Origin of the sequence: Sphingomonas sp., assembly GCF_048595155.1 — a bacterium.
GTDB lineage: Bacteria > Pseudomonadota > Alphaproteobacteria > Sphingomonadales > Sphingomonadaceae > Sphingomonas_I.
In genome coordinates, this window is the sequence record NZ_JBMDXN010000009.1 from 25,906 (window position 1) to 38,721 (window position 12,816).

At 63.7% G+C, this 12,816-nt stretch carries 13 protein-coding genes; 6 read left to right on the top strand and 7 right to left on the bottom strand.

Going from position 1 to position 12,816, the window contains the following annotated elements:
- Window positions 1-24: 24 nt before the first annotated feature.
- The 5 genes from serA (at window position 25) to ACOJSI_RS01970 (ending at window position 6,281) form a co-directional block, all read left to right on the top strand.
- The gene (serA, locus tag ACOJSI_RS01950) at window positions 25-1,605 is read left to right on the top strand and encodes a phosphoglycerate dehydrogenase (RefSeq protein ID WP_420136571.1); all 1,581 of its coding nucleotides are present in this window, start codon (window positions 25-27) and stop codon (window positions 1,603-1,605) included.
- Between the two features lie 89 nt (window positions 1,606-1,694).
- Window positions 1,695-2,894, top strand: coding sequence for a DUF418 domain-containing protein (locus ACOJSI_RS01955; protein WP_420136572.1), 1,200 nt, complete (start codon window positions 1,695-1,697; stop codon window positions 2,892-2,894).
- Entirely contained in the window at window positions 2,891-4,003 is a 1,113-nt protein-coding gene (locus ACOJSI_RS01960) for an ATP phosphoribosyltransferase regulatory subunit (RefSeq protein ID WP_420136573.1), read from the top strand. The genes ACOJSI_RS01955 and ACOJSI_RS01960 overlap by 4 nt, the downstream gene beginning before the upstream one ends.
- Window positions 4,004-4,109: 106 nt before the next feature.
- A complete protein-coding gene (locus tag ACOJSI_RS01965; protein WP_420136574.1) occupies window positions 4,110-5,399 on the top strand; it encodes an adenylosuccinate synthase in 1,290 nt (429 codons plus the stop codon).
- A gap of 99 nt (window positions 5,400-5,498) precedes the next feature.
- Window positions 5,499-6,281 (top strand): class I SAM-dependent methyltransferase, encoded by a 783-nt coding sequence (locus tag ACOJSI_RS01970; protein WP_420136575.1) that lies wholly within the window; start codon window positions 5,499-5,501, stop codon window positions 6,279-6,281.
- 59 nt (window positions 6,282-6,340) lie between these two features.
- Here the strand turns inward: ACOJSI_RS01970 and ACOJSI_RS01975 are convergent, their stop codons facing one another.
- The 5 genes from ACOJSI_RS01975 to ACOJSI_RS01995 form a co-directional block, all read right to left on the bottom strand.
- Window positions 6,341-6,907: a hypothetical protein gene (locus ACOJSI_RS01975; protein ID WP_420136576.1), complete on the bottom strand. Its 567-nt coding sequence runs from the start codon at window positions 6,905-6,907 to the stop codon at window positions 6,341-6,343.
- A 120-nt stretch (window positions 6,908-7,027) separates the two neighbouring features.
- Window positions 7,028-7,408 carry a putative quinol monooxygenase gene (locus tag ACOJSI_RS01980; protein WP_420136577.1) on the bottom strand — a complete coding sequence of 127 codons (381 nt, stop codon included), beginning with the start codon at window positions 7,406-7,408 and terminating at the stop codon, window positions 7,028-7,030.
- A gap of 94 nt (window positions 7,409-7,502) precedes the next feature.
- Window positions 7,503-9,494, bottom strand: coding sequence for a threonine--tRNA ligase (gene thrS, locus ACOJSI_RS01985; RefSeq protein WP_420136578.1), 1,992 nt, complete (start codon window positions 9,492-9,494; stop codon window positions 7,503-7,505).
- 455 nt (window positions 9,495-9,949) lie between these two features.
- Window positions 9,950-10,276: a peroxiredoxin gene (locus ACOJSI_RS01990; protein ID WP_420136579.1), complete on the bottom strand. Its 327-nt coding sequence runs from the start codon at window positions 10,274-10,276 to the stop codon at window positions 9,950-9,952.
- Window positions 10,258-11,001, bottom strand: a complete 744-nt coding sequence (locus tag ACOJSI_RS01995; protein ID WP_420136580.1) for a HesA/MoeB/ThiF family protein — start codon at window positions 10,999-11,001, stop codon at window positions 10,258-10,260. The genes ACOJSI_RS01990 and ACOJSI_RS01995 overlap by 19 nt, the downstream gene beginning before the upstream one ends.
- Window positions 11,002-11,200: 199 nt before the next feature.
- Between ACOJSI_RS01995 and ACOJSI_RS02000 the strand changes: the two genes are divergently transcribed.
- The gene (locus tag ACOJSI_RS02000; RefSeq protein ID WP_420136581.1) at window positions 11,201-11,824 is read left to right on the top strand and encodes a glutathione S-transferase family protein; all 624 of its coding nucleotides are present in this window, start codon (window positions 11,201-11,203) and stop codon (window positions 11,822-11,824) included.
- A 79-nt stretch (window positions 11,825-11,903) separates the two neighbouring features.
- Here ACOJSI_RS02000 and dut read toward each other — a convergent pair whose 3' ends face one another.
- Together dut and ACOJSI_RS02010 are read right to left on the bottom strand one after the other, a co-directional pair.
- A complete protein-coding gene (gene dut / locus ACOJSI_RS02005; protein WP_420136582.1) occupies window positions 11,904-12,359 on the bottom strand; it encodes a dUTP diphosphatase in 456 nt (151 codons plus the stop codon).
- A 33-nt stretch (window positions 12,360-12,392) separates the two neighbouring features.
- The gene (locus tag ACOJSI_RS02010; protein ID WP_420136583.1) at window positions 12,393-12,779 is read right to left on the bottom strand and encodes a nuclear transport factor 2 family protein; all 387 of its coding nucleotides are present in this window, start codon (window positions 12,777-12,779) and stop codon (window positions 12,393-12,395) included.
- Between the last annotated feature and the right edge of the window lie 37 nt (window positions 12,780-12,816).

A 12,816-nucleotide genomic window follows, 5' to 3' on the forward strand; every position in this document is an offset into this window, starting at 1 on the left:
CGGTTCTAAGCTAGGATTTAATCAATGCCCAAGGTGCTGATTTCCGACAAAATGGACCCCCGCGCCGCCGAGATCTTCCGCGAGCGCGGCGTTGAGGTGGACGAGATTACGGGCAAGACGCCGGAAGAGCTTGCCGCGATCATCGGTGAATATGACGGCCTCGCCATCCGCTCTTCGACCAAAGTGACCAAGGCGATCCTGGAACATGCGACCAAGCTCAAGGTCGTGGGCCGCGCCGGTATCGGCGTCGACAATGTCGATATTCCCGCCGCCAGCGCCAAGGGCGTGGTGGTGATGAACACGCCGTTCGGCAACTCGATCACCACCGCCGAACATGCCATCGCCTTGATGTTCGCGCTGGCCCGCGACCTGCCTGAGGCGGACAAGTCGACCCAGGCCGGCAAGTGGGAAAAGAACCGCTTCATGGGTGTCGAGGTCACCAACAAGACGCTCGGCCTGATCGGCGCCGGCAATATCGGATCGATCGTCGCCGACCGTGCGCTTGGCCTGAAGATGAAGGTCGTCGCTTACGATCCTTTCCTCACGCCGGAGCGCGCGGTGGAGCTCGGCATCGAGAAGGTCGAGCTGGACGAGCTGCTCAAGCGCGCCGACTTCATCACCCTGCACACGCCGCTGACCGACAGCACGCGCAATATCCTGTCGAAGGACAATCTCGCCAAGACCAAGAAGGGCGTCCGTATCGTAAACTGCGCGCGCGGTGGGCTGATCGATGAGGCGGCCCTTAAGGAAGGGCTCGATTCCGGTCACATCGCCGGCGCTGCGCTCGACGTGTTCGTGACCGAGCCGGCAAAGGAATCGCCTTTGTTCGGCACGCCCAACTTCATCTCAACACCGCATCTGGGCGCATCGACCACCGAAGCGCAGGTCAATGTGGCGATCCAGGTCGCCGAGCAGATGGCGGACTTCCTCGTCAATGGCGGCGTCACCAACGCGCTCAAAATGCCGAGCCTGTCGGCCGAGGAAGCGCCCAAGGTGAAGCCGTATCTCGCGCTCGCGGAGAAGCTGGGCAGCCTGGTCGGCCAACTCGCGCACGACAATCTCACCCATATCGCAATCGAGGTTGAGGGCGCTGCGGCCGAGCTCAACATCAAGCCGATTACAGGCGCGGTGTTGGCGGGTCTGATGCGCGTCTATTCCGACACGGTAAATATGGTGAACGCACCGCACCTGGCCAAGGAGCGCGGGCTCGACGTACGCGAAGTGCGGCACGATCGGGAAGGCGATTACCACACGCTGATCCGCGTCTCAGTGCAGACCAGCCAGGGCGAACGTTCGGTATCGGGGACGCTGTTCGCGAATTCGCAGCCCCGCCTGGTCGAGATTTTCGACGTCAAGGTCGAAGCCGATCTGACCGAGCGCATGCTCTATATCGTCAATGAGGACGCGCCCGGTTTCATCGGCCGCCTTGGCACCGCGCTTGGCGAAGCCGGCGTCAATATCGGCACCTTCCACCTTGGCCGTCGCGCCGCGGGTGGCGAAGCCGTCCTGCTGCTGTCGGTCGACCAGCCCGTCGACGCCGCAACGCTCGACAAGGTCAAGGCGCTGCCGGGCGTGAAGACTGTCAAGGCGCTCGAATTCCAGTAAGGCGGCTATTCCCGTCCGCGTCGCGTGGAACGAGCATGGCTCGGTTCTATGCGACGGGGGCGGGATTCCCGTTTGCTGGCATGGATTGAATGACCTCCGACGCGCCTGCCTCTGCCCCGAAATCTTCCCGTCTCGGCATGGTCGACGGATTGCGGGGTTACGCCTTGTTCGGTCTCTTCCTGGTCCACATGACCGGCTATTTCGAACTGTACAACGCCCGCCCCACGCCCAGCCTGGTGCAGGATGGCGTGCTGCTGCTGTTCCTCGGCAAATCCTTCACGCTGCTCGCCGTCTGCTTCGGCTTCAGCTTCTTCATCATGATGGATGGCGCACGCCGGCGGGGACAACCTTTCGCGGGGCGGTTCGCCTGGCGACTGGGAATCCTATTCGCGGTCGGCTGGCTTCATTCGCTCATTTATCGCGGCGATATCATCGCGGTGCTGGCGACGACGGGCTTCCTGCTCATCCCGTTCGATCGCGTCAGGTCGACCCGGCTGCTGCTGCTGCTTGCCGCCGTGCTGCTGCTTCAGCCGTTCTTGCTCATGCGCATCGCTGCCGGCCATTATGGCGCTGCCTGGGCCTTGGCGGATCCCTATTTTTATAACGACGGCGGGGCGATGGGACCTTCCTTGTTCGGATCGTTCGGCGATCTCGTTCAGGCCAATTTCGTCGCCGGCAAGGTCAGCAAATGGTCCTTCTACATCGAGACCGGGCGCATCGTTCAGATCCTCGGCCTCTATCTGGTTGGCCTCGTTCTGGGTCGGGAGCGCTTTTTCGCCGAACCCGAACGCTTCGCACGCCTCCGTTTCCTTGCACTGATCGCCGCTATCCTTGCGATCGTGCCCATGGCTTATGCGCGCCATCTGGTCTGCTGCTATCGCCATGGGCCCTATTATTGGACGGACGTCCTGCTCGCCGGCTGGCTTGACATTGCCGGCATGACGATCTCGCTGCTCCTCTTCGTCCAGCTTTGGCTCTGGGGCTCGGGCCGGATCCTGCAGCGGCTGATTCCCGCCGGACGCATGACGCTGACCCTCTACATCGCGCAGAGCCTCGTCTTCGTGCCGGTCTTCTATGGCTTCGGCCTGCATCTGTGGGACCGGATCACGCAGGTGGAATCCCTGCTGCTGGGCATTACCGCCTTTGCGGTCCAGCTGATCTTCGCGACGCTGTGGTTTCGCTACTTCCTCTACGGCCCGCTCGAATGGCTGTGGCGTGCGGCAACGAAGCTTTCGCTCGACGTCCCCTTCCGCCGCCGCGAGGAACCGCTAAAGGCGCACGCAACATGACCATCGCACCCGGCCTCCTGCCCGAAGGGCTCCGTGATCGTCTTCCGCCCGAAGCGGAAGCGGCATCACGCCTGATGCATCGCGTGATCGTTGCGATAGGTCGCCATGGCTATGAGCGCGTCTCCCCACCGCTAGCCGAATTCGAAGAAAGCCTGGTTGGACGCCTGAAATCGTCGCGGCCGCAGGATCTGTTGCGGATGGTCGATCCCGTCTCGCAGCGCATGCTGGCGCTGCGGCCGGATATGACAGCGCAGATCGGGCGGATTGCCGCTACCCGCATGGGGCATGCACCGCGTCCGTTGCGGCTCGCTTATGGCGGCCCGGTTATCAAGCTGCGGGCAACCCAATTGCGTCCGGAACGGGAACTCGCTCAGGCGGGCGCGGAGTTGATCGGCAGCGACAGCGTCGCGGCAGTGAGCGAGATCATCCGGGTCGCGCTTGATGCCTTGAAGGCGGCGGGCGTCACCGACATCACCGTCGATCTGACCTTGCCGGATCTGGTCGACACGCTCGCAGGCGACGCGTTGCCGGTCGACCCTGCCGACGTGGCGCGAGTGCGGGCCTTGCTCGACGCGAAGGATGCCGGTGGGTTGTCCGCGGTCGGCGCGGATGCTTATCTGCCGCTGCTCTCCGCCGCCGGGCCGCTGGACCGCGCCTTGCCTAGGTTGCGCACACTCGATCAGGCGCAGGTGCTCGACACGCGGCTGTCGGCGATCGAGACGATTGCGGCATCGATCGGTGACGATGTCGCACTGACGCTGGATCCGACTGAACGTCACGGCTTCGAATATCAAAGCTGGATCGGCTTCTCGCTCTTTGGCGGCGGCCTTGCCGGCGAGATCGGCCGCGGCGGCAGCTACACGATCGTCCATGGCGACGGGCAAGAGGAGACGGCTGTCGGCTTCTCCCTGTTCATCGATCCACTCGTCGACATCGGCCTGGGTGTGGAGCCGGTGCGCCGCGTGTTCCTGCCGATCGGCCACGATGCAGCCAGGGCGGCCGCGTTGCGAGCCGAAGGTTGGACGACAGTGGCCGCGCTCGCCGCATCCGACAAACCCCACACATGTACCCACCAGCTTGAAGGATCAGAGCTGGTCGAACTTCCCTGATCGTCACCCTGACCTTGTTTCGGGGCCCCTTCGGCGGCTAGGCAACTGGCCTCGCAGTGGATGCTGAAGCAAGTTCGGCATGACGGCGCATTAGCAAAGGCAGACAATGGCCAACGTCACCGTCATCGGCGCCCAGTGGGGCGATGAGGGCAAGGGAAAGATCGTCGACTGGCTCGCGAGCCGGGCCGACGTTGTCGTGCGCTTCCAGGGCGGGCACAATGCCGGCCACACCCTCGTCGTCGGCGAGGATGTCTATAAGCTCAGCCTGCTCCCGTCGGGGATCGTACGCGGTACGCTCTCGGTAATCGGCAACGGCGTCGTCCTCGATCCCTGGCACTTCCGCGACGAGGTAGCGAAGCTTGCGGCGCGCGGCCTCACTATTTCGCCGGAGACGCTGCAGGTTGCGGAAACCTGTCCGCTCATCCTGCCCTTCCACCGCGATCTGGACGGGCTACGCGAGGATGCATCGGGTGCGGGCAAGATCGGCACGACGCGCCGCGGCATCGGCCCGGCCTATGAAGACAAGGTTGGCCGCCGCGCCATCCGCGTCTGCGACCTCGCCCATCTCGACGATCTGGAGCCGGAGTTGGACCGGCTGTTCGCGCATCATGACGCTCTACGCGCCGGCTTCAACCAGCCGCCGGTGGATCGCGCCGCCTTGATGGCCGAGCTGCGCGAGGTTGCCGAATTCCTCCTGCCCTATGCCAAGCCGGTCTGGCGCACCCTCGCCGAAGCCAAGGCGGGCGGGCGGCGCATGCTGTTCGAAGGCGCTCAAGGCGTCTTGCTGGACGTGGATCACGGCACCTATCCGTTCGTCACGTCCTCCAACACGATCGCAGGCACAGCCGCAGGAGGATCAGGCCTCGGCCCCGATGCGCCCGGCTACGTTCTCGGTATCACCAAGGCTTATACCACCCGCGTCGGTCAGGGTCCGTTCCCGAGCGAGCAGGACAATGCGGTCGGCGAGCAGCTGGGCGTGCGCGGCCACGAATTCGGCACGGTCACCGGGCGCAAGCGCCGCTGCGGCTGGTTTGACGCGGTGCTGGTGCGTCAGGCAGTCGCGGTCTCCGGCATCACGGGCATCGCGCTGACCAAGCTGGACGTGCTCGACGGCTTCGAAGAGCTGAAGATTTGCGTCGGCTACACGCTCGACGGCAAAGATTATGATTATCTGCCGCCGCATCCCAGCGATCAGGCGTCGGTCGTACCGATCTATGAGACGATCGAAGGCTGGAGCGGCTCAACCGCCGGCGCGCGCAGCTGGGCCGATCTGCCGGCCCAGGCGATCAAATATATACGCCGGATCGAGGAGCTGATCGGCTGCCCGGCCGCCATCGTATCGACCAGCCCGGAACGCGACGACACGATCCTCGTGCGCGATCCGTTCAGGGATTGATGCCGAAGCGCCTTCTGGAACGGGCCAATCAATTCTGTCGCAAGTGGCTACGCGTCTCCGCGAGACGAGGCGAGATCATGATGTTCGGAGGTCGCAGGCATGTACGAACCTGATTTCACGCCGGTAAAGCCGTGGCCGCTGCCGGCGCGTGACGCGTGCTTCTTCTATACCTGCATGGACCTGCCCGATGGCGAAACCATTGAGGGCGTCAATTGGGACATTCGCGGGCGGTTCGACACCTATATCGGTGGCGTCGATGTAGCGGGCAAAACCGTACTGGACGTCGGCACCGCCTCGGGCTTCCTGGCCTTCTCGGCTGAGGCGGCTGGGGCTAGCCGCGTGGTCGCGGTGGATGCGTTACACGCCCAGGAATTCCATCGCGTCCCGTTTAAAGGCTCGCCTTATACGGAGCGGCGGCGGAAGTGGATCGCCGACACGAACCACTATCTCGACGGGCTAAAGCGAAGCTTCTGGTATAGTTGGCACAAGCGCGGCAGTGCGGTCGAAGCAGTTTACATGCCGGCCGTCGAGCTGTGGAAGTGGCACGAACGCTTCGACATTGTCATCGCCGGCGCGATCGTCGAGCACATCTCTGACCCAGTCCCGTTCATCCATACCCTGGCGCGTTTAGCCAAGGAAACAGTGGTCGTCGCGTTCACGCCCGTGGGCAGTAGCGATGAACAGATTATGCGCACCATGAACGACTGGGACCAACCCAATTTTAATTATACATGGTGGGAATTGTCGATCGGGCTGTACCGCCGCATCTTCGGCAATCTCGGTTTTGAGGTCGAACTCAGAACGGCACAGGCCTTGTGCAACGAGCTCGACCCACCAAGGATTGTTGAGCAACCGACGCTGATTGCGCGCCGGCTCCCATAATCCCCAGAATGCGCGACCGCGTAGCCGAGAACGGCGCTCTCGCGCTTACCCGCTACGTGTCAGTCGCAGTCCGGTTCGTAGCGATCGCTCGTACGATTGAGGACAAGCGGGCAATTCCGGTCGTCGGTCGGCGGCGGCGCATCTGCATTCGGATCGACGCTGCCGACGAAATCGGACGGCGCCGGTCGATCGTAAATGCCATAAGCCGGGGGCGGCGGCGGCACGTCGTAGACATAGCTGTTATAGCCCCACGGTGCCGCACCCAGCGCATAGCCACCGAACAGGCCAAAGGCGAAAGCGTCCCCATAAGCATAGCCGGGATAGCCCCACCGATACGGATAACCCCGCCAGCCATGACCCCAACCGCCGCGCCAGCCATAATAGCCGCCGCGGTAACCGCCGCGCCAACCACCACGATAGCCGCCGTGGTAACCGCCTCGCCAACCGCCGCCGCGATACCCCCCACGGAAGCCGCCGCCGCGGTAACCACCGCCATGAAAGCCGCCGCCACCGTGAAAACCGGGCCCACCGCCATGTCCGCCGCGCCCACCGCGTTGCGCAACGACCGGCGCCGCTGCCAAAGCTGCGAATGATGCCGCGGCAATCAAGATAGACGCAATCTTCATGGACGCTCTCCCAAGACGCGGCGTTCCTCAGGCCCGTCACTTGAAGCTTCTATATAGGGCAGGCTTTCCCAACGGTTAGTAGGAAACCGCAATTTTCCCTGGCCGCCTTACCGTGACGGGTCAGCCGGTCGCCAACCCTGCCCCGCCCAATGGCGTGGTCTCCGTCCTGCTGCCGAAACCGTCGATCAACGGTCGCCCTTTGGCGATCGCCGCCTGTATCGCAGGAAGCTTGAGCGAATCGGCATGACTTTGCTGGCTGTCCCACACTTCGGTGATCCACAGCGCGTCCGCGTCTGCTTTATCCTCCGCGATGATATAGCTGAGGCAACCGGGCATCGATGCCGTGCCTTCGAGAAGAATTTCCACCAGCGCGGCGCGTTGGCCCGGCACCGCCTTCATCTGTCCGATCAGTCCGTACATCGCGGAACCTCCCTTAGCAGCCGCATTGCCGGCCAACACGAAAGCGGCGCTGGTCGCCATGAGCGTGCGGCGGTCAATCATGTCCGTCCCCTAACCGAACGCATCCCCCGAGCGAAAGCGGGCGTTAGCCGACCTTCGGCCTCGGCAACCGCCCATTTCGGAGCGCGAGCTGGTCCTATCGGAGGTCCGGCGGGGTCGCCTCGGCCTTGAGCATCGCGATCGCGTCGTCGAGCTTCATCACCTGCTGACCTTCGCTGCCCAGACGGCGAATGGCGACCGTGCCCTCTTCCGCTTCGCGCTTGCCGACGACCAGCAATGCCGGAACCTTGGCAAGGCTGTGTTCGCGCACCTTGTAGTTGATCTTCTCGTTGCGCGTATCCGCTTCGGTTCGCAGGCCCGCCGCGGCGAGCTTCGCAACGACCTCACCGGCATAGCCGTCGGCATCGGACACGATCGTGGCGACCACCGCCTGCACCGGCGCCAGCCACAACGGGAAACGGCCAGCATGATGTTCGATCAGGATGCCGATGAAGCGCTCGAACGTGCCGAGGATCGCGCGGTGCAGCATGACCGGGCGGTGACGCTCGCCGTCCTCGCCAACATAGGACGCGTCAAGCCGCTCGGGCAGAACCGTATCCGACTGAATCGTGCCAACCTGCCAGGTGCGGCCAATCGCATCGGTCAGGTGGAATTCGAGCTTCGGTGCGTAGAAGGCGCCTTCGCCCGGCAGTTCTTCCCAGCCGAACTCCTCGGTCGCGCGGCCGGATGCCGCAACCGCGTCGCGCAACGTCTGTTCGGACCGGTCCCACATCTCGTCGGAGCCGAAGCGCTTCTCCGGCCGCAGCGCGAGCTTGATCGCATATTTCTCGAAGCCGAGATCGCGATAGACGCTGTCGAGCAGGTCGCAGAAGTCGCGTATCTCGTCGATCAGCTGATCCTCACGCACGAAGATGTGCGCATCGTCTTGCGTGAACTGGCGCACCCGCATGATGCCATGCAGCGCGCCGTGCGCCTCGTTGCGATGACAGCAACCGAATTCCGCCATCCGGATCGGCAGATCGCGATAGGATTTGATGCCCTGGCGGAAGATGAGGACGTGCGCCGGGCAGTTCATCGGCTTCAACGCCATCAGGTCGGCCTGACCCGACAGGATTGGGCCATCCTCCTCGGCATTGGGGATTTCGTCGGGGACGACGAACATATTCTCGCGATATTTACCCCAGTGGCCGGATTGCTCCCACTGGCGCGCATCCATCAGCTGCGGCGTCTTGACCTCGTGATAGCCCGCGCCATCCAGCCGGCGGCGCATATAGGCCTCCAGCTGGCGCCACAGGACATAGCCCTTGGGATGCCAGAAGACCGAACCCTGCGCCTCGGACTGCAGATGGAACAGATCCATTTCCTGCCCGATCTTGCGATGGTCGCGCTTGGCCGCTTCCTCCAGCCGAAGAAGATGCTGATCGAGCTGTTTCCTGTTGAGCCAGCCGGTGCCGTAAATGCGGCTCAGCATCGCATTCTTCTGGTCACCGCGCCAATAGGCGCCCGATACCCGGGTCAGCCTGAAGGCTTGAGGATCCAGTTTGCCGGTCGAGGCGAGATGCGGACCACGGCACATGTCGAACCATTCGCCCGAACGATAGACGGTTAGCTCCTCGCCATCGGGAAGCTCCGCGGCCCATTCAGCCTTGAACGCCTCGCCCTGTGCACGCCACCTGGCGATCAGGTCCTCGCGCTTCCAAACCTCGCGCACAAGCGGCTCGTCACGGGCGATGATGGCGCGCATTTCCGCCTCGATGGCCGGCAGATCCTCGTCCGTGAACGGGCGATCCTTCGGCGCGAAATCATAATAGAAGCCATCGTCGGTCGCAGGGCCGAAGGTGATCTGCGTGCCGGGGAACAGGTTCTGCACGGCTTCTGCGAGCACATGCGCATAATCATGCCGCGCCAGTTCCAACGCGTCCTTCTCGTCGCGCGCGGTCACGAGCGCGAGGTTCGCATCGCCCTCGAACGGACGCGTGATGTCGCGCAGCTCGCCATCCACCCGCGCCGCAATCGCCGCCTTGGCTAGGCCCGGCCCGATGGCGGCCGCGATATCAGCCGGCGTGGTGCCGGGCGCGACTTCGCGCACGGAACCATCGGGCAGGCTGATCTTGAACATCGCGGTCATTGGTGGGCCGATCCTGGTGAACTGAAGAGAGATAGATGGTGCGCCCTATGCCCGCGAAAAGGGCAGGAAGTCCACGTTTGGATCGGGCCCGCGCCGCGGCGGCATTCGGCCAAGATAAGGCAGCGTTTATGACCGACTTGCTCAACAACTGCATAAGTCATGCCGAGCAAAACGTGCGTTGATCGGAAGTGCTGGAAATACAAACGCCCGGACCGTTTCCAGTCCGGGCGCCTGCGTGACGATTGCTCGTCAGCCCCCTTTTTGTCGCGGGGCCCACACGCTCCGTCTTACGACAGGCGGGACCTTCCGCGTCTCCCCGAACCATGGCCAGAGCCAACGTTTGGTGAAGTTGTGCTACGACAAACTTGGCGGGCCGTCATCGCTCTTGTTACTCTGCGGTTAAGAATAGCATGCCCCTGTGCCCGATCCGCAACAGCCGCAGCGGCAGGCCCCCTTCAGACGACGACCAGCCGGTCGTTCTCCAGCTGGGCTAGGAAGCTAACCATGCCGCCAAACTGCAGCCGGCCGTCCAGCGCACCGGCCTCCAGGCCGACTGCCGCCATTCCACTTTGGCACAGGATGATCTCTGCCCCGAGCTCGAAGCACGATTCGAGCAGCGCGCCCCCGATCTGGACAGCCGGTACCGCTACATCGTCCAGCAACAAACGCGTGCGCCCGCCCAGCGCGGCATGGCTGGCAGCCAGGCGCAACGCCATGTGGAGCCGTTCCGCATCCGCCGTCGCCACGATGATCGCCAGACCGATCACGCCGCGCACCGACATCCGGGATCTTTTGGCAAGGCGAGCGTCCTGAACCGGAAGTTGAGCGCGTCGATCAGCAGCAACGTGCCCGCAGGATCCGTGCCGAAGGGAATTACCGCGCGAATCGCCTCGATGGCGGCGAGGCTGCCCATCACACCGGTCAGCGCGCCCAGCACCCCTTGATCGGCGCAGGAGGCATCCGGCCGATCCGGCGCATTGCCGACCAAGCAGCGATAGCAGGGCTTGTCGCCCTCCCACCCGCGGAAGACACCAAGCTGTCCATCAAACTGACCCACCGCCGCCGAAACCAACGGGATCCGCGAATCACCGGTGGCGTCCGCCACGATCAGCCGAGTCGCGAAATTATCCGCTCCGTCGATCACCACGTCCATGCCAGCCAGCAACATGGTGGCGTTGCCCGCGTCCAGGCGTTGGGCGACTGAGCGCACCTCCACGTCCGGATTGATCTTGGCAACCGCCGCTGCAGCCGCCTCAACCTTGCGGACACCGACATCGACCGTGCCGAAGAGAACTTGGCGCTGCAGGTTGGAGAGGCTGACGACGTCGTCATCGATCACCGTCAGCTGCCCTACGCCCGCCGCGGCCAGATATTGGATTGCCGGCGCGCCAATGCCGCCTGCTCCGATCAGCGCGACCTTCGCATTCAGCAGGCGCTGCTGCCCGGCGCCGCCAATCTCCTTCAGGATGATGTGGCGCGCATAGCGTTCGAGTTGATTGTCTTTCATCGTCCGGTTGAGGGCAACGCCGCTCCCTTTCCTTCCTTGCCGAGCCGTCCACAATGTTCGGCACCTGACGCATAGTTGATGCGCGATATGCGGTCGGCGCGCCCGCGATACCAGTACACGCTTCCAGCTGAGCCGCCCCCTTGCCTCTTCACCTGCCAAGCCTGCAGAGTTCGCGTCCATCACGGCGGAGTCATGAGCGATGATCACGGTGCATCACTTGGAAAATTCGCGATCCCAGCGCGTGCTATGGCTGCTGGAGGAGCTTGGCCTTCCCTATCAGGTGATCCGCTATCAGCGCGACAAGCAGACAATGCTCGCGCCCGATGCGCTGAAGCTGATCCACCCCTTGGGTAAATCACCCTTGATCGAGGATGACGGCGTGGTTTTCGCCGAGACCGGCGCGATCGTCGAACATCTCGTCGGGAAGGGCGACGGCCGATTAGGCGTCCCGCAAGAGCCCGAGGCAGCTAACCTTTATCGGTTCTGGCTTCATTATGCCGAAGGATCGCTGATGCCGGTTCTGTTCACGAAACTGGTGCTGCGGCGCGTGCCCGTCTTGGGCAAGATCGCCGCCAGGCGCTTTCAGCCGATGATCGACGTGCATCTCGATTATGTCGAATCGGCGCTTCGCCAATCGCCCTGGTTCGCCGGGATGGACATGTCGGCCGCCGACATCATGATGAGCTTTCCGCTGGAAGCGGCGCGCTCCCGGGCAGGACTCGATCATTCGCGTCCGGCGACGATAGCCTGGCTGGCAAAGGTGCATGAACGGCCGGCCTATCGGCGGGCGCTGCAGCAAGGCGGCCCTTACGCTTATGCTTAAGGGATGGCGGCGGGATCGACGGCGGGCTCAAGCGACGACGCCTCCCCAGCGGCATGCAGGCGCCCCCGCCCCGTTAAACCTATCTGCCGGTTGACCCGAAGCCGCCCTGCCCGCGCGCCGTCTCGTCCAGCTCGTCCACTTCGATGAAGCGCGCATGCTGGACGGGCGCCGGCACCAATTGCGCGATCCGTTCGCCGCGTCCGACGGAGAAGGGCTCGTTCCCCAAATTGGCGAGGATGACCTTCACCTCGCCGCGATAATCGGCATCGATCGTGCCGGGGCTGTTAAGGCAGGTAATGCCATGTTTCAGCGCTAGACCGGAGCGTGGCCGAACCTGCACTTCATATCCGACGGGGATGGCGATGGCGAAGCCGGTGCCGACCGCAAACCGTGCGCCCGGCTCCAGGATCAGTGATTCGGCCGCCACCACGTCCAAGCCAGCCGCATGCGCGGTCGCATAGGTCGGCAAGGGCAGGTCCTGGCCATGCGGCAGGCGCTTGAAGCGGATTTCGATGTCGGCGAGTGGCGTGGTCATGACCGCGCATTAGCGCAACGTTTTGCGCCGGCGCTAGGGTGCTGCGGGCGCATCGGCAGCCGCCGGTTCGAAGAAGAACCAATGTTCATGGATCCTGCCGTCGACGATCCGCGCGGCATCTGCTCCTTTGACGATGACCTGGCCGGGCGGGCCGCCCTGCCACCGTGTCACCACCATATCGTGGTGGCCCAGCGTCGGACCAGTAACTTCGAACCGGAAGCCGGGCGGCATATCGGCGAGCACGCCGGCGACCACCTTGGAAATGGCCTCATGCCCGGTCACCATTCGTGTGGGTTCGTAGATACGCGCATCGACATGATAGATGTCGGCCATCGCGCGCAGCCGCTGTTCGTCATCATGTTCGTTCCACACCCGCGCGATGCTGGCATCAAGCAGTTGGGTGATGTCCGGATCAGCCATCTTTACCTCACATCGTCTGGCCGCCGCCCGGCCGCTT

Coding starts and splice junctions, on each gene's coding strand:
- ACOJSI_RS01955 (WP_420136572.1), top strand. CDS start 1,695: ATGACCTCCGACGCGCCTGCCTCTGCCCCGAAATCTTCCCGTCTCGGC.
- dut (WP_420136582.1), bottom strand. CDS start 12,359: ATGACCACGCCACTCGCCGACATCGAAATCCGCTTCAAGCGCCTGCCG.
- ACOJSI_RS01995 (WP_420136580.1), bottom strand. CDS start 11,001: ATGAAAGACAATCAACTCGAACGCTATGCGCGCCACATCATCCTGAAG.
- ACOJSI_RS01990 (WP_420136579.1), bottom strand. CDS start 10,276: ATGTCGGTGCGCGGCGTGATCGGTCTGGCGATCATCGTGGCGACGGCG.
- ACOJSI_RS01960 (WP_420136573.1), top strand. CDS start 2,891: ATGACCATCGCACCCGGCCTCCTGCCCGAAGGGCTCCGTGATCGTCTT.
- ACOJSI_RS02000 (WP_420136581.1), top strand. CDS start 11,201: ATGATCACGGTGCATCACTTGGAAAATTCGCGATCCCAGCGCGTGCTA.
- ACOJSI_RS01965 (WP_420136574.1), top strand. CDS start 4,110: ATGGCCAACGTCACCGTCATCGGCGCCCAGTGGGGCGATGAGGGCAAG.
- ACOJSI_RS01970 (WP_420136575.1), top strand. CDS start 5,499: ATGTACGAACCTGATTTCACGCCGGTAAAGCCGTGGCCGCTGCCGGCG.
- ACOJSI_RS01975 (WP_420136576.1), bottom strand. CDS start 6,907: ATGAAGATTGCGTCTATCTTGATTGCCGCGGCATCATTCGCAGCTTTG.
- ACOJSI_RS01980 (WP_420136577.1), bottom strand. CDS start 7,408: ATGATTGACCGCCGCACGCTCATGGCGACCAGCGCCGCTTTCGTGTTG.
- serA (WP_420136571.1), top strand. CDS start 25: ATGCCCAAGGTGCTGATTTCCGACAAAATGGACCCCCGCGCCGCCGAG.
- ACOJSI_RS02010 (WP_420136583.1), bottom strand. CDS start 12,779: ATGGCTGATCCGGACATCACCCAACTGCTTGATGCCAGCATCGCGCGG.
- thrS (WP_420136578.1), bottom strand. CDS start 9,494: ATGACCGCGATGTTCAAGATCAGCCTGCCCGATGGTTCCGTGCGCGAA.